Origin of the sequence: Vibrio panuliri, assembly GCF_009938205.1 — a bacterium.
GTDB classification, from domain to species: domain Bacteria; phylum Pseudomonadota; class Gammaproteobacteria; order Enterobacterales; family Vibrionaceae; genus Vibrio; species Vibrio panuliri.
In genome coordinates this window covers 288,280-313,271 of the sequence record NZ_AP019654.1, presented here as the reverse complement: position 1 = coordinate 313,271, position 24,992 = coordinate 288,280, and the positions used below count along the sequence as shown (strand labels likewise).

Sequence of the window (24,992 nt, the reverse complement as noted above, 5' to 3'; positions counted from 1 at the left end):
AATTGGATCATGGGTAACCAAATGCGCGTATTCTGCAGATACATAAGCTTTGAGATCATGGTAGCTCAAAAGCAACTCATGCTGTTATCCGCGACTTAATCTCAGGCTAAGTTCACTAGCGAATAATTGCGCGCTGCTTTAGCTCTTGCACACATAGCTCGACCAACGCTTCGATCGGCAACTCGCCAGCAGGCAAATCAATTTCTGCCGCCAAGGGCGCTTCATATTCAGAATCAATGCCGGTGAAATTGGCAATTTCTCCCGCACGCGCTTTCTTATATAAGCCTTTGGGGTCGCGCTGCTCGCACACATCCAGTGAAGTATTTACGAACACTTCCAGAAACTCACCATCTGGAAGGAGTTCGCGCACAAGTTGTCGCTCAACCCGATGAGGAGAAATAAAAGCAGAAAGCACAATTAAGCCAGCATCTGCCATCAACTTAGCTAACTCACCAATACGACGAATATTTTCACGGCGATCTTGCTCCGAGAACCCCAAATCACTGCATAAACCATGACGAACATTATCACCGTCTAGGAGGTAGGTATGATAGCCCAACTCCGCGAGTTGGTTCTCAAGTGCACCAGCAACCGTCGACTTCCCAGCTCCAGACAAACCGGTAAACCAAAGCACAACTGGTTTCTGATGCTTTAGATTGGCGCGGAAATTTTTGTCTACCGTATGCTGATGCCAAACTATATTTTCATCTTTAACGTTAGTTTCTGTTGTCATAGGTTAGTCCTTTAATACGGGAAAAAGATTGGGATCAATGCCAATACCAGCACTGAGTACACAATAGAAATTGGAATCCCAACCCTCACGTAATCAGTTAATTTGTAATTGCCTACGCTATAAACCAATAAGTTCGTTTGGTAGCCATAAGGAGAGATAAAACTAGCGCTAGCACCAAAAAGTACTGCCATAACAAAAGGCATGGGATCGACGCCATAGCCAATTGCCATACTGTAGCCAATCGGAAACGCCAGTGCTGCAGCGGCATTGTTAGTCACTAACTCGGTCAAAATCAGTGTAAGTAAGTAAGTCGCCACTATTGCCCCAAACACTCCCCAACCATTAAAGGTTTCGATAAACATCTGGCCAAGCTTGACCGATAAACCCGATGAGAGCATTAACTGCGCAATAGAGAGCGCAGAGCCTACTATCACGACAATATCAATCGGAAAACGACGACGCAGTTCACCTAACTGCACAATGCCAAGAAATAGAGCAGCCAAAAGAAAAACAGCTAAGCCTTTAATTAACGGTACCCACTCCAGCAATGCCAATGCAATAACAGCACTAAAACCGAGTAATACCGTGGTGGATTTTTGCAAGTCGAGACGCGCACTGGAATCGAGGTCATTAACCAAGACAAACTCTTTTCGATGCGCACGACGCTCTGCTTCAAACCGTTTTCCGGGGACAAGTACTAAGGTATCACCAGCATTCAATGTGATATTACCGAGCCCACCTTCTAAGCGCTCATGACCTCGGCGAATCGCCACTACTACCGCATCAAATCGGTCACGAAAGTGGCTAGTTTTAAGGGTTTTATTGCAAAAGCTTGCTGAAGAACTCACCACCACTTCAACAAAGCTTTGTCCATTAAGATGATGTTGACCAAATAGCGTTAAGCCTTGAATTTCTTGCAGCGTCGCAACACTTTCGATATCGCCACAAAAAAGCAAACGGTCATTCGCTTTAAGAACGAAGTGTGGATCAACCGATGGCATGGTTTTCCCTTCACGGATCACTTCTGCCAAAAACAATTTGCGCAATGCCCTTAGTTTGTTTTGCGTTACACTTCGCCCAACCAATGGCGATCCTGGCTCAACGCGAGCTTCGAGAAAATAGGGCAACTCATCTTGAGATTGATCATCGTAGTTAGGTAACAGGTAGCTCAGTGGTATCAAGATCAATAAGCCGCCAAATAGCACAGATAGACCGATCATTGTCGGAGTAAAAAAACCTAAACTGGGAAGGCCTGCATCTTCAACAAAACTATTAATGATCAAGTTGGTTGAGGTGCCGATCAAGGTTAGAGTGCCACCTAAAATCGCAGCATAAGACAATGGAATCAAAAGCTTAGATGGAGCATGTTGTTGATTGCGTTTTATCGCACCAATCAAAGAGACGACCACGGCGGTATTATTGGTAAATGAAGATAGAAACGCTGTTGATACGCCCATTTTCGCCACTACTGAACCTAAACGTCCCGTTGATAGGCTGCGACTAACCCAACTAATCAGTAATGTCTTCTCCAGTGCGCACGAGGCGAGAATAAGCAGCACTAAAGTCAATAATGAAGAGTTGGTAAAGTTGGTCGCGACTTCATTAAGTTCGATCATCCCAGCGAGAAACGCGATCAACGCAGCCCCCGCAAAAATATAACTCGGCTTAATACGGGTGGCGACAAGGCATGTCACAATGCCAAGCAAGATAGCCAACACAAATCCTTGTTGCCACATACCGCGTCCTTACTTTATCCAACTCAAGCGCCACTCTTAGTGCAGCGCTAACATGTAGCATTCAAACTACTTTAACAATTGTGAAAGATCCTTGGCTCCCCAATGTGGGAAATGCTTGCGAACCAACGCATTGAGTTCCACTTCAAAGGCAGAAAAGTCACCCGCTTTTTGCTCAATTTGGCTCAAGCTTTCACGCACTAGGCCAGCCCCAACCGTCACATTAGTCAGACGGTCAATCACCACAAAGCCCCCCGTATCTTGGCACTCGGTATAGCTATCCAAAGCCACCGACTCGGTTAGACTCCACTCACACAGACCAATGCCGTTCAATGGCAACTCTGCTGCACTATGGGTAGAGAGATTGTTGATGTCGTATTGATGACGAATCGCCTCAACGCGCCCTACTGTCTTTTTACCGGCGAGCTTGATGTCGTATTCACGACCCGGTTGCAGCGGCTGCTCCGTCATCCACACCACATCAGCCAGCAAATGGTTACTCGAAACTACGTCTGCTTGTTTAAGTACTAATAGATCACCACGACTGATATCGATTTCATCTTCTAGGGTCAGTGTGACAGCTTGCCCCGAATGAGCCGTGTTTAGGTCGCCATCAAAAGTTACGATACGTGCAACTCTCGAAACCTTACCTGAAGGCAGTACCAATACTTCATCACCCACATTCACGCTGCCAGAGGCGATGGTGCCAGCAAAACCACGAAAATCGAGATTAGGACGACTCACGTATTGAATAGGAAAACGGAACTCACCGACCTCTTTCTCTTGATCCACATCGATGCTTTCAAGAATGTCCAATAACGGTTTGCCTTCAAACCAACTCATTTTCGAACTTGATTCAACCACGTTATCGCCTTCAAGAGCGGACAAGGGAATAATTTGGATATCAATTTCACCATGAAGATTTTTTGAGAACTCTAGGTACTCATCGCGGATTTGTTCAAAACGATCTTGTGAATAGTCCACCAGATCCATCTTATTTACCGCAACCACAAAATGCTTAAGACCAAGCAAGTTAGAGATAAATGAATGGCGACGAGTTTGATCCAACACGCCTTTGCGCGCATCAATTAAGATCACTGCGAGATCACAAGTTGATGCCCCTGTCGCCATATTGCGCGTGTACTGCTCATGCCCTGGTGTATCGGCAATAATAAATTTACGCTTCTGCGTTGAGAAGTAACGATACGCCACATCAATGGTGATCCCCTGCTCTCGTTCAGCCTGCAGGCCATCCACTAGCAACGCTAAATCTGGGCGCTCTCCGGTCGTACCAACACGTTGGCTATCTGAATGCACCGCGGCCAATTGATCTTCATAAATCTGTTTTGAGTCATGGAGCAAACGGCCGATCAACGTACTCTTGCCATCATCGACTGAGCCACATGTCAGAAATCTAAGTAATGACTTGTATTGGTGTTGTTTTAGGTATCCTTCGATCCCTAACTCCGCGAGTTGAGCTTCTACTGCACTGTTCATCTTGTTTGTCCTCAATCCTTAGAAGTAGCCTTGGCGCTTTTTCAGCTCCATCGATCCAGACTGATCGTGATCGATCGCTCTACCTTGACGCTCACTTGAGGTCGCCACCAACATCTCTTCGATAATCCCTGTGAGCGTATTCGCCTCTGACTCAATTGCTCCAGTCAATGGATAACAACCCAAGGTTCTAAACCGAACGCTTTTCTCTTCAATCACTTCACCTGCCTGAAGCTCCATTCGATCATCATCGACCATGATCAGCATGCCATCACGCTCAACCACCGGACGCTTAGCAGCAAGGTAAAGCGGTACAATTTCGATGTTTTCTAGGTAGATGTATTGCCAGATATCGAGCTCAGTCCAGTTTGATAGCGGGAAGACACGAATACTTTCCCCTTTGTTGATCTGACCGTTATAGGTTTTCCATAACTCAGGACGCTGGTTTTTCGGATCCCACGTATGGTTTTTGTCACGGAATGAGTAAACGCGCTCTTTGGCTCTCGATTTTTCTTCATCTCGACGCGCACCACCAAATGCAGCATCAAAACCGTATTTATCCAGCGCCTGTTTTAGCCCCTGAGTCTTCATGATATCGGTGTGCTTAGACGAACCATGGACAAATGGACTACATCCCATTGCGAGACCTTCTGGGTTCTTATGAACCAAAAGCTCAAATCCGTATTTTTCCGCAGTCTTATCGCGGAACTCGATCATCTGTTTAAATTTCCAGTCGGTATCAACATGTAACAGTGGGAAAGGGATTTTGCCTGGGTAAAATGCTTTCCTTGCTAAATGCAACATTACCGACGAGTCTTTCCCGATTGAGTACATCATCACCGGGTTATCAAACTCTGCCGCGACTTCACGAATAATGTGAATGCTCTCGGCTTCTAACTGTTTAAGGTGAGTTAAACGTTCTTGGTCCATGTTGGTGCTTCCTTTGCGGCTCTAACGAGCATTTCAGCTAGTCTTTAATCTTTATGCGTAGTGACGTTGCGTGACTTTTTTCTCTAACGTGGTGACATCATCTTGATTAAACCACTGTAATTTCTCCGCCAGCGCCACCACTTCACCGATCACAATAAGTGATGGTGATTGGGCATCTTGCGCTAACGTCGCCAGCTCCGAGAGCTGGCCTTTAAATACTTTCTGACAACTTTGAGTACCGCGTTCAATAATCGCGATCGGTGTTGAGGCATTACGCCCATGGCTAACCAATTGCTGCTGGATATAATCTGACTTCATCAACCCCATATAGATAACTAGGGTTTGATTACCACGCGCCAGCGTAGACCAGTCCATATCGTCGCTTTCCGCTTTTAAATGGCCGGTAATAAACATCGCCGTTTGGGCGTAATCTCGGTGAGTCAATGGAATCCCCGCATAAGCTGTCGCGCCTGCAGCAGCAGTAATGCCAGGAATCACTTGAAAGCGCACACCTGCCTCTGCCAACACTTCTAACTCCTCACCTCCGCGACCAAAGACAAACGGATCGCCGCCCTTAATCCGCACGACTTTGTGACCTTGCTTGGCAAAATCGACCAGCAATTGATTGGTTTTTTCTTGCGGCACACTGTGATGTCCGGCGCGCTTGCCAACACAAACCAGAATGGTGTGATTAGGAATAAGAGCTAAAATGTCATCAGAGACAAGATAGTCATAGAGCACGACATCCGCTTGCTGGATAAAACTTAACGCTTTAACCGTGAGCAGCTCTGCGTCTCCTGGTCCTGCACCAACTAAAGCAACCTCACCTGCGTGCAGTTGACTTTTGGTCATTAAACTAGGGCGATGTGTATCATGATGTTTGTTGTGTAGGTGTTTCAGTGGAAACTGAGAAACCGTGTCCTTGCTCGCCATTTGGGATTCCTTCCATGTGAATGAATCCATTATGGCCTTCTAGGCATATTACCTGAAATTCTAAAATTTCATTTTTTATACCAATAACTGCTAAGGGCACTAGCAAATGTTGCACAAAGATTCAGCAAATATGCGAATACATAAGCAATACAGTAATTAGTAACAGAGCAATATCACAATTTGACATGCGTCCAAATTATTGTTGCATAGCATTTTGCTACATTACGCTCGTTAAAATTAACGCTATCGGAGCTAAATAACATGAAAGTGGCAGTGAAACCCTTAACCCTCGCTGTACTAGGCGGCATGCTTACCATGGCAGGCCCTGCAATGGCTGATACGATTAAACTACGTATCATCGAAACCACCGATATCCACACTAACGTGATGGATTACGACTACTACAAAGACAGTCCGTCGCAAAAGATTGGTTTAACTCGCACCGCTACTCTCGTGAAACAAGCTCGTGCTGAAGTCGAGAACAGCGTATTAGTTGATAACGGTGACTTAATCCAAGGTAGCCCAATGGGTGACTACATGGCGGATAAAGGCATTGAAGTGGGCGAAGTTCACCCGGTTTACAAAGCAATGAACCAACTGAACTATGATGTGGGTAACATTGGTAACCACGAATTCAACTACGGTTTAGAGTTTCTCGCCGAAACGTTGAACGACGCTGATTTCCCATACATCAGTGCGAACGTGTTCGATCAAAAAACTGGCGAACATTACTTCAAACCATACATTATCAAAACACATACCTTTACTGACGCTGATGGCGCAGAACACCAGATCAAAGTGGGTTACATCGGTTTTGTACCACCACAAATCATGGTTTGGGATAAGAAAAACCTAGAAGGTAAAGTGTTCGCAAAAGACATCAAAGAGACGGCAGAAAAACTTGTTCCGCAAATGAAAGCGGAAGGTGCTGACGTGATTGTGGCGATCCCACACTCTGGTGTATCAATGGATCCACACAAAGTTGGCGCAGAAAACTCAACTTACTACCTATCAGAAGTTGAAGGAATCGATGCAATTGCATTTGGTCACTCACACGCAGTATTCCCAGGAAAAGGGTTTGATAACCTACCTGGTGTAGACAACCAAAACGGCACTATCAATGGTGTTGCTGCTGTGATGCCTGGTCGCTGGGGCGATCACGTTGGGGTTATCGACCTTGTCCTTGAGCAAAACGATGGTAAGTGGGAAGTGACATCAGGTAAGACTGAAGCACGCCCAATTTACGACAAAGTAAACAAAAAAGCGTTGGTTGAAGCAGATAAAGGGATTGTCAAAGCGCTAGAAGCCGATCACAAAGGTACTCGCGAGTTTGTAAACCAACCTATCGGTCAATCAAACGATGTGATGTACAGCTTCCTCGCTCTAGTGCAAGATGACCCAACGGTACAGATCGTTAACCTTGCGCAAAAAGATTACGTTGAGCGCTTTATTCAAGGTGACCCAGACCTAGCAGATATCCCTGTGCTATCTGCAGCAGCGCCGTTTAAAGCGGGTGGTCGTAAAGATGACCCTTCTGGCTTTACTGAAGTGGAATCTGGTCAGCTAACTTTCCGTAACGCAGCGGACCTTTACTTGTACCCGAACACACTTGTTGCACTGAAAATGACAGGTAACGAAGTGAAAGAGTGGCTTGAATGTGCCGCTGGTCAATTTAACCAAATCGACGTGACTAGCACTGCACCACAATCACTGATTAACTGGGATGGTTTCCGTACTTACAACTTTGACGTTATCGATGGCGTAAACTACCAAGTTGATATTACTCAACCAGCGAAGTATGACGGTGACTGTAAGCTGGTTAACCCTGACTCTACTCGTATTCAAAATCTGACTTACCAAGGTAAGCCTATCGATATGAAACAAGAGTTTATCGTGGCAACCAATAACTACCGTGCATACAGCAACAAGTTCCCTGGTACGGGTAGCGACCATGTGGCATTCGATTCTCCAGATGAAAACCGCTCGGTCGTGGCTTCTTACATCTCTCGCGTAAGTAAAGAGAAAGGTGAAGTAACACCAAGTGCAGACAACAACTGGACGTTTGCTCCAATTAAAGCAGACAAAGCTTTGGATGTTCGTTTTGAAACGTCACCAAGTGACAAAGCAGCGAAGTTCGTTAAAGAGAAAGGTCAGTACCCAATGAAACAAGTGGCGACTGATGATATCGGCTTTGCGATTTACCAAATCGAACTGCAAAAATAATATCTTGCCCTGATTCTATGCCTGAGTGACGTGACGTTTCAGTGAGCAAATTTCAAGTTGCGAGGACATAGGTGTTAATATCAAGCCGCTATCAATGTATAGCGGCTTTTTTATTTTTGGAGAACACATGCAGGCTAAGTTTCGTCACCATCTTATCGAACAGGGCTTTTCCGATGTTGAAGTAACTCAACTCACTTCACTTGCCAAGCCACTAGAGCTGCCGACTCGCCACATTCTTATCCAACAAGGTGTGCAAGCGGAGAGTTTCTATTTTGTTCTCAATGGGCTATGCCACGCCAGTTACTTAACTGCGCAAGGCAAAGAGTTCAGCAAAGAATTCTACTGGGAGCTCGATTGGATCATTGGCTTTGAAAGCCTAATTAAGCAACAACCCTCTGCATTCCTACTTGAAACTTTAACACCATGTGAGCTGATGTGTTTACCAATTGACACGCTTAAGCAATGGCGAAGTGACAATCATCCTATCTACCTAAAACTGGTTGAGACCCAACTCATGCATAAAGAAAACAAGGAACGCTTTATGCTGCTCTACAGTGCCGAGCAACGTTACCAACTGTTCTGTGAAAACTTTGCCGATCTGGAACAAAGGCTAAGTGACTACCAAATTGCCGCCTACTTAGGTATTACTCCAGTAAGCTTAAGCAGAATTAAAAATCGCGCAGCTGAATAACAAATGTTAATGCTGACTTATACGAAAATTGCTAAGTTAATTGTCAGCGGTTTGATTTACTAATAATGATACTCCACCATGATAAATTGGATGTTAGTCCCTTTTGCTCAGTTGACTAATCACGAGCTATACCAACTATTGAAACTGCGCGTCGACGTTTTTGTCGTTGAGCAAACTTGCCCTTATCCCGAGCTAGATGACAAAGATACGCTTGATGGCGTATATCACTTACTTGGGTATCAAAATGACCAACTGGTTGCTTGTTCGCGTTTGCTCCCCAAGGGCGTTAGCTATCCCTCGGTCAGTATTGGGCGAGTTGCGACATTAGCAACGGCACGGGGAAACGGATTGGGTCATCAACTGCTCGACCAAGCCATCACGGAGTGCGAACGACTTTGGCCAGATGAGAAAATTGAAATTGGCGCGCAACAACACCTACTCGCCTTTTACCAACAACATGGCTTTAAACAAACTTCAACCATGTACCTAGAAGACGGTATTCCTCATATAGACATGCAACGTGAGTGCAAGCAGTGAGATGGTCGGCGGCGAGTTTAGCGGTTCTGCTGCTTGTTATTGGTAATCTAGCCGCCTCATTGTCAGATGTGGCAGTTAAGCTCCTCAATGGGGAGATCCATTCTTTCCAATACGTATTTCTACGCCAACTACTTTCGGTTCTGATTATCCTGCCTTTTTGGCTGCGCCAGCCTAGCGATAAACGGACACTTACGGCTCCTGGATTGATTGGCATACGCGCATTACTGATCATGATAGGCAGTGGTTGCATGATGGTAGCAATCACTCACTTACCTTTAGCCACTGCGAATGCGGTTTTCTATGCCGCGCCGCTGATCATGTTGCCACTCTCGGTATGGATATTGCGAGAAGCGCCGCCAATGAGCAAGGTACTGGCAACTTCAATTGGATTTATTGGTGTTTTAATGGTTCTGCGCCCATCACAGTTCCATTGGGCAGCTTGGTTTGCACTTGGTACGGCAACCACCTTGGCTACCTTTAATATTCTGGCGCGCAAATTACCCGCGGAGCAAACTGTTGTCACCACACTGTTTTGGACATCGGTGATGACAGTACCTTTAGCTGGCTTATTGGCAGCGCTATATTGGCAACCGATTAACAGCGCGCAAATATTATTAGTTGCCGTGAGTGCGGCATTAATATTGAGTTATAACGGCTTAGCAGTGCTCGCCTATAGAAAAGCACCAGCAGGACAAATCGCTCTAGCGGAATACTCTGGACTGGTGTTTGTGGTGTTGATAGGAGTATGGGGATTTAACGAAATACCTGACCGATTCACGACGCTAGGGATCTTACTGATTATCTTGCCGCTGCTTCCTTATAAAGAGCTCAAGCAGCGACGAACAACCTCATCGTAAGCGACTACTTACTTTGAGCAAACCCACCATCAGACAAACGGAAGAACATCACCGACTTCGATGACTTCTCCAATTGCAGCATATCAAGAGTCCCGTCAGTCTTAATTTTAAACCTAACTAACTGTCCCGCTTTAATATGGCTCAGTGGCTTGTCGCTCCCTTCTACCTTAACCAGCGCATTTAAATCCGCCATCGGTAAATCATTAGCACGGAAAACTTGAGCAAGTGTATCGCCAGATTTGACCGTGTACTCTTGCCATTGGTCTGATTGCAGTGGCTGTGTCTTCGGCTCACCTTGTTCGCTTAAGCTCTGCGTGTTGACAGAAATCGCCACTCGCTGAGGTTCAACCTGTTCAGTGTTTGGCTCGCTTTGCGGCAACGGGATCAACATCAACAGCAAAACAACTGGCACTAAAACCATCAGTGCACGTTGATGCAATTTAGGGAGTTGCGCCCATCGGCTTTGTAACCCTTGCTTTGCTTTCATCCAATCAATGGCAGAAACCTTATCCTTGGCCAATTGAATGTAATCGACTTGTTGTGTTTTTTTCTTACGGCGATTCATTGCAACCCGTCTCCAAAATTCTCTGGTAGTAAGTATAAAAACCTAGCGTCACCGAGTATAGGAAATTCCGTCTCTGAAAGTAATGCTCCTGTCAAATCTCACACTTTAGACAGAAAAATCGTTTAAACGATGCTGGTCAATCAAAGAACCGCTCGAACTCTAAGCAAGATTTATTGCTCAAATCATTAACAAAAGTGATTAGACTCTTACTCCTGCATATTGTCACCACTTCGCCTATGGGCGAGCGTTTCATCCTCTAGCTAATGCTGGTATCCTTTAACCCTTTATACACCCATAAAAGAGAGACACCATGTCTGAAGTTAAATTTGAAACTGTAGAGCAAAAAGCAAGCTACGGTATTGGTCTACAGATGGGTCAGCAACTTGCTGGTGCTGGTCTTGAAGGTCTAAATGTTGACGCAATCGCTGCGGGTATCGCAACAGCACTAACTGGTGACATGCCAGCAATCGAAATCGATGAAATCAACAACGCGCTGCAAGAAATGCAACGTCGCGCTGAAGAAGCACGTCAAGAAGCTGCAAAAGCAGCGGCAGCTGACGGTGAAGCATTCCTAAAAGACAATGCACTTCGCCCAGAAGTGACTGTTCTTGAGTCTGGTCTTCAATATGAAATCATCACTGAAGGTAACGGTGAAATCCCAACTTCAGACAAGCAAGTACGTGTTCACTACCACGGTGAACTCACTGACGGTACTGTTTTCGACAGCTCTGTATCTCGCGGTCAACCAGCTGAGTTCCCAGTAACTGGCGTAATTAAAGGTTGGGTTGAAGCTCTTCAACTAATGCCTGTTGGTTCTAAGTGGAAACTATACATCCCACAAGACCTAGCATACGGTGAGCGCGGCGCAGGCGCAGCGATCCCTCCATTCGCGGCTCTTGTATTCGAAGTTGAGCTACTAGACATCCTATAATTGATTCTCTAGTGAATTATTACAAAGCGGCGCAGATGCGCCGCTTTTTTTTCGCTATTCTATAAGAACAACAAAAATACAGAAGGAAACGTGTCTTGAAAAAAACACTTATTTGCTCACTCATTATGCTCACTAGTAGTTCTGCCTTAGCATTTGGTGATCTAGGCAAAGATAGCCAACTCACTAAAGGCTTAACCGATATGGTCAGTGACAGCATGAGCTCTACGGCAAGCAGTTCACCACTAACCGCCTTACTCAGTGATCAACTACCGATATCAGGGGAGCAAGCGACAGCAGGTGCGGGCGCACTGCTTTCCCTCGCTGGAAATCAACTACCGACCGAGTACAGCAATGAATTAACCTCGATGATTCCAGGCATGTCTCAACTTAGTGGCGCACAAGATTTGTTGGGTGGCATTGAAAACCTCGATGCTGTGAAAAGTGCCTTTAACCAAGTGGGTCTTGACCCATCGATGATCAGCCAGTTTGCACCGCTAATATTGCAATATTTAGGGGACGGAGGAGCGAGTGAGGGATTGCTGAGTTCGTTGAGTAATATTTGGCTGCCAAATAGTTAGCAACTAACAGTCAAATCGATATACTCCAGACGCAAAAAAGCCGAGCTAATGCTCGGCTTTTCCGTTCTTTCGAACCTGATTACTCAGCAGCAGTTTCTTCAGCAGCTGGGCGATCTACAAGCTCAATGTAAGCCATTGGAGCTTTATCACCAGCACGGAAGCCAGCTTTTAGGATACGAGTGTAACCGCCCTGACGAGCAGCAAAACGTGGACCTAGTTCGTTGAATAGTTTTGCAACTACTTCGTTATCACGAGTACGTGCAAATGCAAGACGACGGTTAGCAACGCTGTCAGTCTTAGCTAGTGTAATCAAAGGCTCAACTACGCGACGTAGCTCTTTTGCTTTTGGCAATGTAGTCTTGATAACTTCATGACGTACTAGAGAGCTAGCCATGTTGCTAAACATCGCTTTACGATGTGAGCTGTTGCGGTTGAGTTGACGACCACTCTTACGATGGCGCATGACCTAATCCTTCTAACTAGTATCGATTAATCTTCAGCGATAGACGCTGGTGGCCAGTTTTCTAGGCGCATGCCCAGAGACAGACCACGTGATGCAAGTACGTCTTTAATCTCAGTAAGAGATTTTTTACCAAGGTTAGGCGTTTTAAGTAGCTCAACCTCAGTGCGCTGTACAAGATCACCGATGTAGTGAATCGCTTCTGCTTTCAGACAGTTAGCAGAGCGAACTGTTAGTTCAAGATCGTCTACAGGACGCAGTAGGATCGGATCGAATTCAGGCTTCTCTTCCTTCTCCTCAGGTACACGTACATCACGTAGATCTACGAACGCATCTAGTTGCTCAGCTAGGATAGTAGCTGCGCGACGGATTGCTTCCTCAGGATCAAGAGTACCGTTCGTTTCCATATCGATTACAAGCTTGTCTAGGTCAGTACGTTGCTCTACACGAGCCGCGTCAACAGAGTAAGCAATCTTGTCTACTGGACTGTATGTTGCATCAACCAGTAGGCGACCAATTGGGCGCTCATCTTCTTCAGTATGGATACGAGCAGAAGCAGGAACATAACCGCGACCACGTTCAACTTTAATACGCATAGCGATTTCAGCGTTGTCATCCGTTAGGTGACAAATAACGTGTTCTGGGTTAACGATCTCTACATCACCATCATGGGTGATGTCACCTGCAACCACAGGGCCCGAGCCTGATTTGTTAAGCGTAATAAACACTTCATCTTTGCCTTCGGCAACGCGTACAGCAAGACCCTTAAGGTTAAGCAGGATTTCAAGAATATCTTCTTGAACGCCTTCTTTCGTGCTGTATTCGTGTAGAACGCCTTCAATCTCTACTTCTGTTACAGCACAACCTGGCATAGAAGATAGTAGAATACGGCGAAGTGCATTACCCAGAGTATGGCCAAAACCACGCTCTAACGGCTCAAGAGTTACTTTTGCGTGTGTCGTGCTGATTTGTTCGATGTCAACAAGACGTGGCTTAAGAAATTCTGTTACAGAACCCTGCATTGTGTCCTCTCTTTAATTTAAACCTTACTTAGAGTAAAGCTCGACGATCAATTGTTCGTTGATGTCAGCTGATAGATCAGAACGCTCAGGCATACGCTTGAATGTACCTTCCATCTTACCGCCATCTACTTCAATCCAAGTTGGTTTTTCGCGTTGTTCAGCAACTTCTAGAGCCGCTTTAATGCGAGATTGCTGTTTAGCTTTCTCACGGATAGAAACAACGTCGTTTGCCGCTACTTTGAAAGAAGGAACGTTTACAACTTTACCGTTAACTAGGATAGCTTTGTGGCTTACTAGCTGACGAGATTCAGCGCGAGTTGCACCAAAGCCCATACGGTAAACTACGTTATCAAGACGACCTTCAAGAAGTTGAAGCAGGTTTTCACCTGTGTTGCCTTTAAGGCGCGCAGCTTCTTTGTAGTAGTTACGGAATTGTTTTTCTAGAACGCCGTACATACGACGAACTTTTTGCTTCTCACGAAGCTGAACGCCATACTCAGATAGACGACCGCGACGAGCGCCGTGTACACCTGGTGCGTTATCAATTTTACACTTGGTATCGATCGCGCGAACACCAGACTTAAGGAATAAGTCAGTGCCTTCACGACGGCTAAGCTTCAGCTTAGGACCCAAATATCTTGCCATGATTCTTCTCCAATAGTCCTAGAAACGTTATACGCGACGTTTCTTAGGTGGACGACAACCGTTATGAGGGATTGGTGTAGCATCAACGATGTTTGTGATGCGGAAACCAGCTGCGTTCAGTGCGCGAACAGTAGATTCACGACCTGGACCAGGACCCTTAACCATAACTTCCAAGTTCTTAAGACCGTACTCTTTAGCCATTTCAGCACAACGTTCAGCAGCAACCTGTGCAGCGAACGGAGTAGACTTACGAGAACCACGGAAACCTGAACCACCTGCAGTAGCCCAAGCTAGAGCGTTGCCTTGACGGTCAGTAATGGTAACGATTGTGTTGTTGAAAGAAGCATGGATGTGCGCAACACCGTCTGCAACTTGTTTGCGAACGCGTTTACGCGCGCGAGTTGGTTGTTTAGCCATTGTACTCTACCTTCCCGATTATTTCTTGATCGGCTTACGCGGACCCTTACGGGTGCGAGCGTTGGTTTTAGTACGCTGTCCACGTAGTGGTAGACTGCGACGATGACGAAGACCACGGTAACAGCCAAGGTCCATAAGACGCTTGATGTTCATAGATACTTCACGACGTAGATCACCTTCTACAGTGTACTTAGCTACACCATCACGCAGTTGATCGATCTGTTCATCAGATAGTTCACTGATCTTAACATCTTCAGCAATACCCACTTCAGCTAGGATAGCTTTTGAGCGAGTCTTACCGATGCCGTAGATTGACGTAAGTGCAATCACAGCGTGTTTTTGATCAGGAATGTTAATGCCTGCTATACGGGCCATTATTCACTCCATAGTGTTTCTTAAAAGAATTAGCCGCAGCAAAGCCCGTCTCGGATACGCTGCGGAGTACTACTTCTTTTGCACGCAAAAGGTAGGCCGAGGAATATACTCGACACTACCTTACATTTCAAGTAAAAATTTCTGCTGATTAGCCTTGGCGCTGCTTGTGCTTTGGCTCACTGCAAATCACGCGAACGACACCGTTACGCTTGATAACTTTACAGTTACGGCAGATTTTTTTAACGGAAGCACGAACTTTCATTGCTAAACTCCGTAAATGAAATCTGACACTACCGCCGTATTAACGGCCATAGCCTTTCAGATTCGCTTTCTTCAACACAGAATCATACTGTTGAGACATCAGATGAGTCTGTACCTGTGCCATAAAGTCCATAATTACTACCACTACGATGAGTAGTGAAGTACCGCCGAAGTAGAAACGTACGTTCCACGCGACCATCATGAACTCTGGGATCAGACAGATAAAGGTAATGTACATCGCACCAGCTAAGGTTAAACGGGTCATTACTTTATCAATGTATTTGGCAGTCTGCTCGCCTGGGCGGATACCGGGTACGAATGCACCAGACTTCTTCAAGTTATCTGCTGTTTCACGCGGGTTAAACACCAACGCGGTATAGAAGAAACAGAAGAAGATAATAGCTGCTGCATAAAGCATTACATACAGAGGTTGACCTGGGCTAAGAGCCAAAGACACGTCAGTTAACCAACCGAACGCGCTGCTCTCACCGTTCTGACCAAACCACTGTGCCAGTGTTCCTGGGAACAGGATAATGCTCGATGCGAAGATTGCTGGAATAACACCTGCCATATTAATTTTAAGTGGCAAGTGAGTGCTTTGCGCAGCAAATACTTTACGACCTTGTTGACGCTTCGCGTAGTTAACAACGATACGACGTTGACCACGCTCCATGAAAACAACAAAGTAGATAACTGCAAAAGCAAGTACACCAATCAACAGCAGAAGAAGTACATGCAGTTCACCTTGACGCGCTTGCTCGATTGTTTGACCGATTGCTGAAGGCAATCCAGCAACAATACCTGCAAAAATCAGTAGCGAAATACCGTTACCGATTCCACGCTCTGTAATTTGTTCACCTAACCACATTAGGAACATGGTGCCGGTTACTAAACTTACGGTAGCAATTAGCGTAAACATGGTTTGGTTGATAACAACCAGATTGTCGACCATGTTTGGTAGGCCAGTTGCAATACCAATAGCTTGGAATGTTGCAAGTACAAGCGTGCCGTAGCGTGTATATTGGCTGATCTTACGACGGCCTGCTTCACCCTCTTTTTTGAGTTCAGCTAACGCTGGATGAACTACAGTTAGCAGTTGGACAACAATTGACGCCGAAATATACGGCATGATGCCCAACGCTAATATAGATGCACGCTCAAGAGCACCACCGGAGAACATGTTAAACATTTCAACGATGGTACCTTTTTGCTGATCGAACAAATCGGCAAGTACAGCTGCGTCAATACCAGGGATTGGCACGAAAGAACCTGCACGGAATACTAAAAGTGCACCTAATACAAACAATAGGCGCGATTTTAACTCCGCCAATCCATTCTTCGCACTACTAAAATCTTGTCCTGGTTTTTTAGCCATCTGTACCTTTCCTTCGAAGATTATTCTTCTACTTTACCGCCTGCAGCTTCGATAGCAGCTTTAGCGCCTTTAGTCACACGTAGACCTTTAACAGTCACTGACTTGCTGATTTCACCAGAAAGAACAACTTTAACAAATTCGATGTTCTTAGTGATTACGTTAGCAGCTTTCAGGCTGTTTAGATCTACTACGTCACCTTCAACTTTCGCTAGCTCAGCTAGACGAACTTCAGCAGACACTAGGCTCTTACGAGAAGTGAAACCGAATTTAGGTAGACGTTGTTTTAGAGGCATCTGACCGCCTTCAAAACCTGGACGTACTTTACCGCCAGAGCGTGACTTTTGACCTTTATGGCCACGGCCACCAGTTTTACCTAGGCCAGAACCAATACCACGGCCCACACGCTTAGGAGCGTGCTTAGAACCAGTAGCTGGTGCAAGAGTATTCAAACGCATTCTGATTACTCCTCAACTTTAACCATGTAGTAAACCTTGTTGATCATGCCGCGCACGCACGGAGTATCTTCAAGTTCTACTGTGTGGTTGATTTTACGAAGGCCTAGACCGCGCAAAGTAGCTTTGTGCTTTGGCAGGCGACCAATTGAGCTTTTAGTTTGAGTTACTTTAATAGTTGCCATGGTGTTCTTACTCCGAAATAGATTCAACAGTTAGACCACGTTTAGCAGCAACCATTTCTGGTGACTTAACGCTACCTAGTGCATCGATCGTAGCACGAACGATGTTGATAGGGTTCGTAGAACCGTATGCTTTAGATAGTACGTTATGTACGCCAGCAACTTCTAGTACTGCACGCATCGCACCACCTGCGATAACACCAGTACCTTCTGCAGCAGGCTGCATGTAAACTTTAGAGCCCGAGTGGCGACCTTTCACTGGGTGGTGAAGAGTGCCTTCGTTTAGCGCAACAGTAATCATGTTACGACGCGCTTTTTCCATTGCTTTTTGGATCGCTGCAGGTACTTCACGAGCTTTGCCGTAACCGAAACCTACACGACCGTTACCGTCACCAACTACAGTTAGTGCAGTAAAGCTCATGATTCGACCGCCTTTAACCGTTTTAGAAACGCGGTTAACTGCGATTAGCTTTTCTTGCAAATCATTCGCTTGAACTTGTTGTTCTTTAGCCATCTTCCAACCCTACCTTAGAATTTCAGACCAGCTTCGCGAGCAGATTCTGCTAGCGCCGCTACTCGACCGTGGTATTGGAAACCAGAACGATCGAATGCAACTGCAGATACGCCTTTTTCAAGAGCGCGCTCAGCAACAGCTTTACCTACTGCTTTAGCTGCATCGATGTTACCAGTGTATTTCACTTGCTCACGGATCGCTTTTTCTACAGTAGATGCTGCAGCGATAACTTCAGAGCCGTTAGCCGCAATCACCTGTGCGTACACGTGACGAGGAGTACGGTGTACTACTAGGCGAGTTGCACCCAGTTCTGCAATCTTACGACGTGCACGTGTAGCACGACGGATGCGAGATGCTTTCTTATCCATAGTGTTACCTTACTTCTTCTTAGCTTCTTTAGTACGCACATTTTCATCTGCGTAACGAACACCTTTACCTTTGTAAGGCTCAGGTTGACGGTAAGAACGAATGTCAGCCGCAACTTGACCAACTACTTGCTTGTCGCAACCAGTTAGTACGATTTCAGTTTGGCTTGGACACTCAGCTGTTACACCCGCTGGCAACTCGTGCTCAACTGGGTGAGAGAAGCCTAGTGTTAGACCTACAGCGTTGCCTTTGATAGCAGCACGGTAACCAACACCTTTAAGAACTAGCTTCTTCGTAAAGCCTTCAGTCACACCGATAACCATGTTGTTAACTAGAGCGCGAGCAGTACCTGCTTGAGCCCATGCGTTTACAACACCTTCTTTAGGACCGAATGTAAGGTTGTTTTCTTCCTGAGCGATCACTACTGCGTCGTTAAGTACACGAGATAGCTCGCCCTTAGCGCCTTTGATAGTGATTTCTTGGCCGTTTAGTTTCACCTCTACGCCAGCTGGAATAGCGACAGGTGCTTTAGCAACACGAGACATAGTCTACTCCTTACGCAACGTAACAGATGATTTCACCACCAAGACCTGCTTTACGAGCAGCGCGGTCTGACATAAGACCCTTGGAAGTAGAAACGATAGCAACACCTAGGCCACCCATTACAGAAGGAAGTTGATCTTTCTTCTTGTAAACACGTAGACCTGGACGAGAAACACGCTTAAGTTGCTCGATTACTGGTTTCGCTTGGAAGTACTTAAGAGTAACTTCTAGCTCAGGTTTTGCTTCGCCTTCAACAGCGAAGTCAACGATGTAACCTTCAGCTTTTAGTAGTGCAGCAATTGCAACTTTAAGCTTTGAAGAAGGCATTTTTACAGCAACTTTGTTTGCTGCCTGACCGTTACGAACGCGGGTCAGCATATCCGAAATCGGATCTTGCATGCTCATATGATTTACTCCAAATGATTAAGTGGCAATTACCAGCTAGCCTTACGAAGTCCAGGAATCTCGCCTTTCATGCAAGCTTCGCGAACTTTGATACGGCTTAGACCGAACTTACGTAGGTAACCGTGTGGGCGACCAGTTTGGTTGCAACGGTTGCGCTGACGTGATGCACTTGAATCGCGTGGAAGAGCTTGCAGTTTAAGAACTGCGTTCCAACGATCTTCTTCAGATGCGTTTACATCGCTAATGATAGCTTTAAGCGCAGCACGCTTTTCAGCGAACTTAGCTACTAGCTTCGCACGTTTTGCTTCACGTGCTTTCATTGAATTTTTAGCCATAACAGTAACCCTTCACCTTACTTACGGAATGGGAAGTTAAAGGCAGCCAGCAGAGCACGGCCTTCCTCATCGGAACCAGCAGACGTCGTGATAGTGATATCAAGACCGCGGACACGATCAACTTTATCAAAGTCGATTTCCGGGAAGATGATTTGCTCGCGAACGCCCATGCTGTAGTTACCGCGTCCGTCAAAAGACTTAGCGCTAACACCACGGAAGTCACGTACACGTGGTAGAGCGATGTTAATCAAACGCTCAAGAAAATCCCACATACGTTCGCCACGCAAGGTTACTTTACAACCGATTGGGTAGCCTTCACGGATTTTGAAACCTGCAACAGATTTACGAGCTTTAGTGATAAGTGGCTTTTGACCAGAGATCGTTGCCATATCAGCAGCTGCGTTTTCTAGCAGTTTCTTATCGTTGATTGCTTCACCCACACCCATGTTAAGGGTGATCTTTTCGATTCTAGGGACTTGCATGACGCTTGTGTAGCTGAACTCTTTGGTCAGTTCAGCGACTACAGACGACTTGTAGTAATCATGCAGTTTCGCCATAGTAGAACTCCAAATTACTTTCTATTAGTTAGAAACAGTTTCGCCGTTAGACTTAAAGAAACGAACTTTCTTACCGTCTTCGATACGGAAACCGATGCGGTCTGCCTTACCAGTAGCTGCGTTGAAGATTGCAACGTTAGATACATCAATAGCTGCTTCTTGCTCTACGATACCGCCTTGGATACCTAGTGCAGGAACAGGTTTTTGGTGTTTCTTAACTAGATTGATACCTTCTACGATAACTTTACCAGTTGCCAGAACCTTAGTTACTTTACCTTTCTTGCCTTGGTCTTTACCAGCAAGAACGATTACTTCGTCGTTACGACGGATTTTAGCTGCCATCTCTTAGCGCTCCTTACAGAACTTCTGGAGCCAGTGAAACGATCTTCATGAACTTATCGCCACGAAGCTCACGTGTCACAGGGCCAAAGATACGTGTACCGATTGGTTGCTCAGTGTTGTCGTTCAACAATACGCAAGCATTACGGTCGAAGCGAATGACAGAACCGTCTGGACGACGAACGCCTTTGCGAGTGCGCACGACAACCGCCTTCAGAACATCACCTTTCTTAACTTTACCGCGAGGAATTGCTTCCTTAACAGTAACTTTGATGACGTCACCGATATGTGCATAACGGCGGTGTGAGCCACCCAGGACCTTAATACACATTACCTTGCGCGCGCCTGAGTTATCAGCTGCGTCAAGTGTACTTTGCATTTGGATCATTGTTAGTGCTCCGCTAAATATTAATAACTAGACCCATCACGGGTCGGGCTGCCTCTTTAAAAGGGACGCGAATTGTACCACCCTTTTTTGTGATTGGGTAGTCAAAAAATAAACGGCCCCAAAATAATTTTGGAGCCGTTTAATTTCATAGAATTAGCTAAGGATTAGCCTTTCGCTTTTTCTAGAACTTTTACCAAAGTCCAAGACTTAGTCTTAGACAGTGGACGACACTCAGCGATTTCAACTGTGTCGCCTAGGCCACACTCGTTGTTCTCGTCATGTGCGTGAACTTTAGTCGTACGTTTTACGAATTTACCGTAGATCGGGTGTTTCACGAAACGTTCGATAGCAACTACGATAGACTTGTCCATCTTGTCGCTAACTACACGACCTTGTTGAGTACGTTTTACTTCGCTCATTATGCGCCTGCCTTCTCAGTCAAAACAGTTTTCACACGTGCGATATCACGGCGTACAGCTTTCAGAGTATGAGTTTGCTGTAGTTGACCAGTAGCAGCCTGCATGCGCAGGTTGAACTGTTCGCGTAGCAAATTCAATAGCTCAGCGTTAAGCTCTTCAACGCTCTTTTCGCGTAGATCTTGTGCTTTCATCACATCACCTGCTTAGTTACAAATGTAGTTTTGAATGGCAGTTTACGAGCCGCTAGGCGGAACGCTTCACGCGCCAATTCTTCAGGTACACCACCCATTTCGTACATAACCTTACCAGGTTGGATTTGGGCTACCCAGTACTCAACGTTACCTTTACCCTTACCTTGACGAACTTCAAGTGGTTTTTCTGTGATTGGTTTGTCTGGGAACACACGGATCCAGATTTTACCTTGACGCTTAACGTGACGTGTCATTGCACGACGTGCCGCTTCGATTTGACGAGCAGTTAGACGACCACGGCCAACAGCTTTAAGACCGAATTCGCCGAAGCTTACATCAGTACCTTTAGCTAGACCACGGTTACGACCAGTCTGAACCTTACGGAACTTAGTACGTTTAGGTTGTAGCATCTGTCGACTCCTTACTTACGGCCTTTGCGCTGCTTCTTAGGCTTGTCAGCCTTAGGCTCTACAGCGTTAGCTGCTGGCATACCGCCTAGAATCTCACCTTTGAAGATCCAAACTTTAATGCCGATCACACCGTATTGAGTGTGAGCCGAAGAAGTTGCGTAATCAATGTCAGCACGTAGAGTGTGTAGAGGCACACGACCTTCACGGTACCACTCAGAACGTGCAATTTCAGCGCCGCCTAGACGACCGCTTACTTCCACTTTGATGCCTTTAGCGCCTAGACGCATAGCGTTTTGTACCGCGCGCTTCATAGCACGACGGAACATAACACGACGCTCTAGCTGAGACGCGATGCTATCACCAACAAGTTGAGCGTCAAGCTCAGGCTTACGTACTTCAGCGATGTTAATTTGCGCTGGTACACCTGCGATTTTCGCTACAGCTGCACGTAGTTTTTCTACGTCTTCACCTTTCTTACCGATAACTACACCTGGGCGAGCAGTGTGAATAGTCACACGGATGCTCTTAGCAGGACGCTCGATAACGATACGTGAAAGTGATGCTTTTTTCAGTTCACTTGTAAGGAACTGACGTACCTTGAAGTCGCCGTCTAGGTTGTCAGCGAAATCTTTGGTATTAGCAAACCATGTAGCATTCCAAGGCTTAACGATGCCAAGACGAATACCATTTGGATGTACTTTTTGACCCATTGCTTACTCTCCTAGTCTCTTAGCGATCTGCTACAACAACAGTGATGTGGCTTGAACGCTTCAAGATACGATCCGCACGACCTTTAGCACGAGGCATAATACGCTTCATGATAGGGCCTTCATCTACGAAGATTTTAGCGACATTTAGATCGTCGATATCTGCACCTTCGTTGTGCTCCGCATTCGCGATAGCTGATTCAAGAACTTTCTTGATTAGTTCAGCAGCTTTTTTGTTGCTGAAAGTCAAGATTTCTAGTGCTTGGTCAACGTTTTTACCACGAATTTGATCTGCAACTAAGCGAGCTTTCTGAGGCGAAATGCGAGCAAAGTTATGTTTAGCAATAGCTTCCATCATTTACTCCTTAACGCTTCTTAGCTTTCTTATCCGCAGCGTGACCGCGGTAAGTACGAGTTGGTGCGAATTCACCCAGTTTGTGACCGATCATTTCTTCGGTTACGAATACTGGTACGTGCTGACGACCATTATGGACAGCGATGGTCAAACCGATCATCGTAGGGATGATCATTGAGCGACGGGACCAAGTCTTAAGTGGCTTTTTGTCTCCGCTTTCCACCGCTTTCTCTACCTTCTTCAGCAAGTGTAGGTCGATAAATGGACCTTTCTTGAGAGAACGTGGCATGGCGATTCCTCTTTTATAGATTACTTGTTACGACGACGTACAATGTACTTGTCAGTGCGTTTGTTCTTACGAGTCTTAAAGCCTTTAGTTGGCATACCCCATGGTGATACTGGGTGACGACCGCCTGATGTACGACCTTCACCACCACCGTGTGGGTGATCAACTGGGTTCATTACCACACCGCGAACGGTTGGACGAACACCACGCCAGCGCTTAGCACCAGCTTTGCCTAATTCACGTAGCATGTGCTCAGAGTTGCCTACTTCACCGATTGTTGCACGGCCTTCAGACAATACTTTGCGCATTTCGCCAGAACGTAGACGGATAGTTACATATGAACCGTCGCGAGCAACGATTTGAGCATATGCACCAGCCGAACGAGCTAGCTGACCACCTTTACCAGGTTTAAGTTCAACGTTGTGTACAGTTGAACCTACTGGGATGTTACGCATTGGAAGTGCGTTACCAGCTTTGATTGGTGCATCAACACCAGACTGGATTGCATCACCAGCTTTTAGACCTTTAGGTGCTAGGATGTAACGACGCTCACCGTCTGCGTACAGAACTAGAGCGATGTTAGCGCTACGGTTTGGATCGTATTCTAGACGCTCAACTTTCGCTGGGATACCGTCTTTAGTACGTTTAAAGTCAATCAGACGGTAGTGCTGCTTGTGACCACCACCGATGTGACGTACTGTAATACGACCGTTGTTGTTACGACCGCCATTCTTAGAGTTTTTCTCTAGAAGTGGTGCGTAAGGCTTACCCTTGTGTAGGTCAGCGTTAACAACTTTAACAACGTGACGACGACCAGGGGAAGTCGGCTTACATTTAACAATAGCCATTTCTCAACTACTCCTGTTATTCCGCGCCGCCAACAAAGTCAAGATCTTGACCTTCGTTCAAAGTAACGTACGCTTTCTTAACGTCGCTGCGGCGACCTTGGCGTAGACCTTGACGTTTGGTCTTACCCTTAGTGATAAGAGTATTTACAGACTTAACTTCAACTTCAAATAGCTTTTCTACAGCTGCTTTGATCTCTTTCTTAGTTGCATCTTTAGCTACTTTGAAAACGATAGTGTTCGCTTTCTCTGCAGCCATAGTTGCTTTTTCAGAGATGTGCGGTGCACGTAGAACTTTTAGGATACGCTCTTCAGTGATCATGCTAGCATCTCCTCAACTTGCTTAACTGCCTCAGCAGTCATCAGAACCTTGTCGAATGCGATTAGAGAAACTGGATCGATACCAGCTGCATCACGTGCATCAACTTTGTATAGGTTACGAGCAGCTAAGAATAGGTTCTCGTCTACTTCGCCAGTTACGATTAGTACATCGTTTAGCTCAAGCTCTTTAAGCTTAGCAACTAGCTCTTTAGTTTTTGGCGCTTCTACAGAGAAGTTATCAACAACGATTAGACGCTCTTGACGAACTAGCTCAGAAAGAATGCTCTTCATAGCACCACGGTACATTTTTTTGTTTACTTTTTGGCTGTGATCTTGTGGTTTCGCAGCAAAAGTAACACCACCTGTACGCCAGATTGGGCTACGGATTGTACCAGCACGTGCACGGCCAGTACCTTTTTGACGCCATGGCTTAGCGCCACCGCCAGAAACTTCTGAACGTGTTTTTTGAGCGCGTGTACCTTGACGAGCACCTGCTGCAAACGCAACAACTACTTGGTGTACAAGAGCTTCGTTAAACTCACGTCCGAAAGTAGTTTCAGAAACAGTCAGTGCATCAGCACCTTTAACCATAAGTTCCATTACTTACTCCTGAGACG

37 protein-coding genes and 1 pseudogene are annotated in these 24,992 nt (G+C 45.9%); 6 read left to right on the top strand and 32 right to left on the bottom strand.

Annotated elements, in window-relative coordinates; all coding sequences use genetic code 11:
• Window positions 1-115: 115 nt before the first annotated feature.
• The 5 genes and pseudogenes from cysC to cobA all read right to left on the bottom strand — a co-directional run bounded on the left by cysC (window position 116) and on the right by cobA (window position 5,823).
• Window positions 116-733 carry an adenylyl-sulfate kinase gene (gene cysC, locus GZK95_RS01510; protein WP_075716329.1) on the bottom strand — a complete coding sequence of 206 codons (618 nt, stop codon included), beginning with the start codon at window positions 731-733 and terminating at the stop codon, window positions 116-118.
• A gap of 11 nt (window positions 734-744) precedes the next feature.
• Window positions 745-2,469 carry an SLC13 family permease gene (locus GZK95_RS01505; protein ID WP_075716328.1) on the bottom strand — a complete coding sequence of 575 codons (1,725 nt, stop codon included), beginning with the start codon at window positions 2,467-2,469 and terminating at the stop codon, window positions 745-747.
• A 66-nt stretch (window positions 2,470-2,535) separates the two neighbouring features.
• Window positions 2,536-3,963: a sulfate adenylyltransferase subunit CysN gene (cysN, locus tag GZK95_RS01500; protein ID WP_075716327.1), complete on the bottom strand. Its 1,428-nt coding sequence runs from the start codon at window positions 3,961-3,963 to the stop codon at window positions 2,536-2,538.
• An 18-nt stretch (window positions 3,964-3,981) separates the two neighbouring features.
• Window positions 3,982-4,893: pseudogene (gene cysD / locus GZK95_RS01495) on the bottom strand (sulfate adenylyltransferase subunit CysD); the annotation flags it as partial.
• A 48-nt stretch (window positions 4,894-4,941) separates the two neighbouring features.
• The gene (gene cobA, locus GZK95_RS01490) at window positions 4,942-5,823 is read right to left on the bottom strand and encodes a uroporphyrinogen-III C-methyltransferase (protein ID WP_075716326.1); all 882 of its coding nucleotides are present in this window, start codon (window positions 5,821-5,823) and stop codon (window positions 4,942-4,944) included.
• Window positions 5,824-6,084: 261 nt separating this feature from the next.
• On the opposite strand from cobA, the gene cpdB reads away from it, so the two are divergent.
• The 4 genes from cpdB to GZK95_RS01470 all read left to right on the top strand — a co-directional run bounded on the left by cpdB (window position 6,085) and on the right by GZK95_RS01470 (window position 10,131).
• Window positions 6,085-8,046, top strand: a complete 1,962-nt coding sequence (cpdB, locus tag GZK95_RS01485; RefSeq protein ID WP_075716325.1) for a 2',3'-cyclic-nucleotide 2'-phosphodiesterase — start codon at window positions 6,085-6,087, stop codon at window positions 8,044-8,046.
• 127 nt (window positions 8,047-8,173) lie between these two features.
• Entirely contained in the window at window positions 8,174-8,737 is a 564-nt protein-coding gene (locus GZK95_RS01480) for a Crp/Fnr family transcriptional regulator (protein WP_075716324.1), read from the top strand.
• 78 nt (window positions 8,738-8,815) lie between these two features.
• Window positions 8,816-9,274, top strand: coding sequence for a GNAT family N-acetyltransferase (locus GZK95_RS01475; RefSeq protein WP_075716323.1), 459 nt, complete (start codon window positions 8,816-8,818; stop codon window positions 9,272-9,274).
• Complete coding sequence (locus tag GZK95_RS01470) at window positions 9,271-10,131, top strand: DMT family transporter (RefSeq protein WP_075716337.1); 861 nt, start codon at window positions 9,271-9,273, stop codon at window positions 10,129-10,131. Before GZK95_RS01475 ends, GZK95_RS01470 begins: the two co-directional genes overlap by 4 nt.
• A gap of 4 nt (window positions 10,132-10,135) precedes the next feature.
• On the opposite strand, the gene GZK95_RS01465 is transcribed toward GZK95_RS01470, so the two are convergent.
• Window positions 10,136-10,696, bottom strand: a complete 561-nt coding sequence (locus tag GZK95_RS01465; protein ID WP_075711302.1) for a LysM-like peptidoglycan-binding domain-containing protein — start codon at window positions 10,694-10,696, stop codon at window positions 10,136-10,138.
• 310 nt (window positions 10,697-11,006) lie between these two features.
• Here GZK95_RS01465 and GZK95_RS01460 point away from each other — a divergent pair, with 310 nt between their 5' ends.
• Together GZK95_RS01460 and GZK95_RS01455 are read left to right on the top strand one after the other, a co-directional pair.
• The gene (locus GZK95_RS01460; RefSeq protein WP_075716322.1) at window positions 11,007-11,627 is read left to right on the top strand and encodes an FKBP-type peptidyl-prolyl cis-trans isomerase; all 621 of its coding nucleotides are present in this window, start codon (window positions 11,007-11,009) and stop codon (window positions 11,625-11,627) included.
• 95 nt (window positions 11,628-11,722) lie between these two features.
• Complete coding sequence (locus GZK95_RS01455) at window positions 11,723-12,205, top strand: DUF2780 domain-containing protein (RefSeq protein ID WP_075716321.1); 483 nt, start codon at window positions 11,723-11,725, stop codon at window positions 12,203-12,205.
• A gap of 79 nt (window positions 12,206-12,284) precedes the next feature.
• Here the strand turns inward: GZK95_RS01455 and rplQ are convergent, their stop codons facing one another.
• The 26 genes from rplQ to rplD form a co-directional block, all read right to left on the bottom strand.
• A complete protein-coding gene (gene rplQ / locus GZK95_RS01450; RefSeq protein ID WP_039430775.1) occupies window positions 12,285-12,668 on the bottom strand; it encodes a 50S ribosomal protein L17 in 384 nt (127 codons plus the stop codon).
• Between the two features lie 26 nt (window positions 12,669-12,694).
• Window positions 12,695-13,687 carry a DNA-directed RNA polymerase subunit alpha gene (locus tag GZK95_RS01445; protein ID WP_075651020.1) on the bottom strand — a complete coding sequence of 331 codons (993 nt, stop codon included), beginning with the start codon at window positions 13,685-13,687 and terminating at the stop codon, window positions 12,695-12,697.
• Between the two features lie 24 nt (window positions 13,688-13,711).
• Entirely contained in the window at window positions 13,712-14,332 is a 621-nt protein-coding gene (rpsD, locus tag GZK95_RS01440) for a 30S ribosomal protein S4 (RefSeq protein ID WP_021708922.1), read from the bottom strand.
• 27 nt (window positions 14,333-14,359) lie between these two features.
• On the bottom strand, window positions 14,360-14,749 hold the full coding sequence (rpsK, locus tag GZK95_RS01435; RefSeq protein WP_001118870.1) for a 30S ribosomal protein S11: 390 nt from the start codon (window positions 14,747-14,749) through the stop codon (window positions 14,360-14,362).
• An 18-nt stretch (window positions 14,750-14,767) separates the two neighbouring features.
• The gene (gene rpsM / locus GZK95_RS01430) at window positions 14,768-15,124 is read right to left on the bottom strand and encodes a 30S ribosomal protein S13 (protein WP_005597097.1); all 357 of its coding nucleotides are present in this window, start codon (window positions 15,122-15,124) and stop codon (window positions 14,768-14,770) included.
• Window positions 15,125-15,272: 148 nt separating this feature from the next.
• Window positions 15,273-15,386, bottom strand: coding sequence for a 50S ribosomal protein L36 (rpmJ, locus tag GZK95_RS01425; protein ID WP_000868186.1), 114 nt, complete (start codon window positions 15,384-15,386; stop codon window positions 15,273-15,275).
• Between the two features lie 39 nt (window positions 15,387-15,425).
• Window positions 15,426-16,760, bottom strand: a complete 1,335-nt coding sequence (secY, locus tag GZK95_RS01420) for a preprotein translocase subunit SecY (protein ID WP_075711296.1) — start codon at window positions 16,758-16,760, stop codon at window positions 15,426-15,428.
• Window positions 16,761-16,780: 20 nt separating this feature from the next.
• Window positions 16,781-17,215 (bottom strand): 50S ribosomal protein L15, encoded by a 435-nt coding sequence (rplO, locus tag GZK95_RS01415; RefSeq protein ID WP_075711294.1) that lies wholly within the window; start codon window positions 17,213-17,215, stop codon window positions 16,781-16,783.
• A gap of 5 nt (window positions 17,216-17,220) precedes the next feature.
• Window positions 17,221-17,397 carry a 50S ribosomal protein L30 gene (gene rpmD, locus GZK95_RS01410; RefSeq protein WP_000201159.1) on the bottom strand — a complete coding sequence of 59 codons (177 nt, stop codon included), beginning with the start codon at window positions 17,395-17,397 and terminating at the stop codon, window positions 17,221-17,223.
• 7 nt (window positions 17,398-17,404) lie between these two features.
• A complete protein-coding gene (gene rpsE / locus GZK95_RS01405) occupies window positions 17,405-17,908 on the bottom strand; it encodes a 30S ribosomal protein S5 (RefSeq protein WP_075711292.1) in 504 nt (167 codons plus the stop codon).
• Window positions 17,909-17,922: 14 nt separating this feature from the next.
• On the bottom strand, window positions 17,923-18,276 hold the full coding sequence (gene rplR / locus GZK95_RS01400) for a 50S ribosomal protein L18 (RefSeq protein WP_075651030.1): 354 nt from the start codon (window positions 18,274-18,276) through the stop codon (window positions 17,923-17,925).
• 9 nt (window positions 18,277-18,285) lie between these two features.
• A complete protein-coding gene (rplF, locus tag GZK95_RS01395) occupies window positions 18,286-18,819 on the bottom strand; it encodes a 50S ribosomal protein L6 (RefSeq protein ID WP_075711290.1) in 534 nt (177 codons plus the stop codon).
• A gap of 10 nt (window positions 18,820-18,829) precedes the next feature.
• Window positions 18,830-19,222 carry a 30S ribosomal protein S8 gene (gene rpsH, locus GZK95_RS01390; RefSeq protein ID WP_075651034.1) on the bottom strand — a complete coding sequence of 131 codons (393 nt, stop codon included), beginning with the start codon at window positions 19,220-19,222 and terminating at the stop codon, window positions 18,830-18,832.
• A 29-nt stretch (window positions 19,223-19,251) separates the two neighbouring features.
• Window positions 19,252-19,557, bottom strand: coding sequence for a 30S ribosomal protein S14 (gene rpsN, locus GZK95_RS01385; RefSeq protein WP_075651036.1), 306 nt, complete (start codon window positions 19,555-19,557; stop codon window positions 19,252-19,254).
• A gap of 17 nt (window positions 19,558-19,574) precedes the next feature.
• A complete protein-coding gene (gene rplE / locus GZK95_RS01380) occupies window positions 19,575-20,114 on the bottom strand; it encodes a 50S ribosomal protein L5 (protein WP_075711288.1) in 540 nt (179 codons plus the stop codon).
• A gap of 24 nt (window positions 20,115-20,138) precedes the next feature.
• Window positions 20,139-20,456: a 50S ribosomal protein L24 gene (gene rplX, locus GZK95_RS01375; RefSeq protein WP_075711286.1), complete on the bottom strand. Its 318-nt coding sequence runs from the start codon at window positions 20,454-20,456 to the stop codon at window positions 20,139-20,141.
• Window positions 20,457-20,469: 13 nt separating this feature from the next.
• A complete protein-coding gene (gene rplN / locus GZK95_RS01370; protein WP_004745883.1) occupies window positions 20,470-20,841 on the bottom strand; it encodes a 50S ribosomal protein L14 in 372 nt (123 codons plus the stop codon).
• Between the two features lie 164 nt (window positions 20,842-21,005).
• Window positions 21,006-21,260, bottom strand: coding sequence for a 30S ribosomal protein S17 (gene rpsQ / locus GZK95_RS01365; protein WP_075651042.1), 255 nt, complete (start codon window positions 21,258-21,260; stop codon window positions 21,006-21,008).
• Complete coding sequence (rpmC, locus tag GZK95_RS01360; RefSeq protein ID WP_004410456.1) at window positions 21,260-21,451, bottom strand: 50S ribosomal protein L29; 192 nt, start codon at window positions 21,449-21,451, stop codon at window positions 21,260-21,262. Before rpmC ends, rpsQ begins: the two co-directional genes overlap by 1 nt.
• The gene (rplP, locus tag GZK95_RS01355; RefSeq protein ID WP_005379577.1) at window positions 21,451-21,861 is read right to left on the bottom strand and encodes a 50S ribosomal protein L16; all 411 of its coding nucleotides are present in this window, start codon (window positions 21,859-21,861) and stop codon (window positions 21,451-21,453) included. Before rplP ends, rpmC begins: the two co-directional genes overlap by 1 nt.
• Window positions 21,862-21,872: 11 nt before the next feature.
• A complete protein-coding gene (gene rpsC, locus GZK95_RS01350) occupies window positions 21,873-22,571 on the bottom strand; it encodes a 30S ribosomal protein S3 (protein WP_075711284.1) in 699 nt (232 codons plus the stop codon).
• A gap of 19 nt (window positions 22,572-22,590) precedes the next feature.
• On the bottom strand, window positions 22,591-22,923 hold the full coding sequence (gene rplV / locus GZK95_RS01345; RefSeq protein WP_075651046.1) for a 50S ribosomal protein L22: 333 nt from the start codon (window positions 22,921-22,923) through the stop codon (window positions 22,591-22,593).
• 10 nt (window positions 22,924-22,933) lie between these two features.
• Entirely contained in the window at window positions 22,934-23,212 is a 279-nt protein-coding gene (rpsS, locus tag GZK95_RS01340) for a 30S ribosomal protein S19 (protein WP_011078827.1), read from the bottom strand.
• A 20-nt stretch (window positions 23,213-23,232) separates the two neighbouring features.
• Window positions 23,233-24,057: a 50S ribosomal protein L2 gene (gene rplB, locus GZK95_RS01335; RefSeq protein WP_075711282.1), complete on the bottom strand. Its 825-nt coding sequence runs from the start codon at window positions 24,055-24,057 to the stop codon at window positions 23,233-23,235.
• 16 nt (window positions 24,058-24,073) lie between these two features.
• On the bottom strand, window positions 24,074-24,376 hold the full coding sequence (rplW, locus tag GZK95_RS01330; protein WP_005597130.1) for a 50S ribosomal protein L23: 303 nt from the start codon (window positions 24,374-24,376) through the stop codon (window positions 24,074-24,076).
• A complete protein-coding gene (gene rplD, locus GZK95_RS01325) occupies window positions 24,373-24,975 on the bottom strand; it encodes a 50S ribosomal protein L4 (RefSeq protein ID WP_075711280.1) in 603 nt (200 codons plus the stop codon). Before rplD ends, rplW begins: the two co-directional genes overlap by 4 nt.
• Window positions 24,976-24,992: the final 17 nt, after the last annotated feature.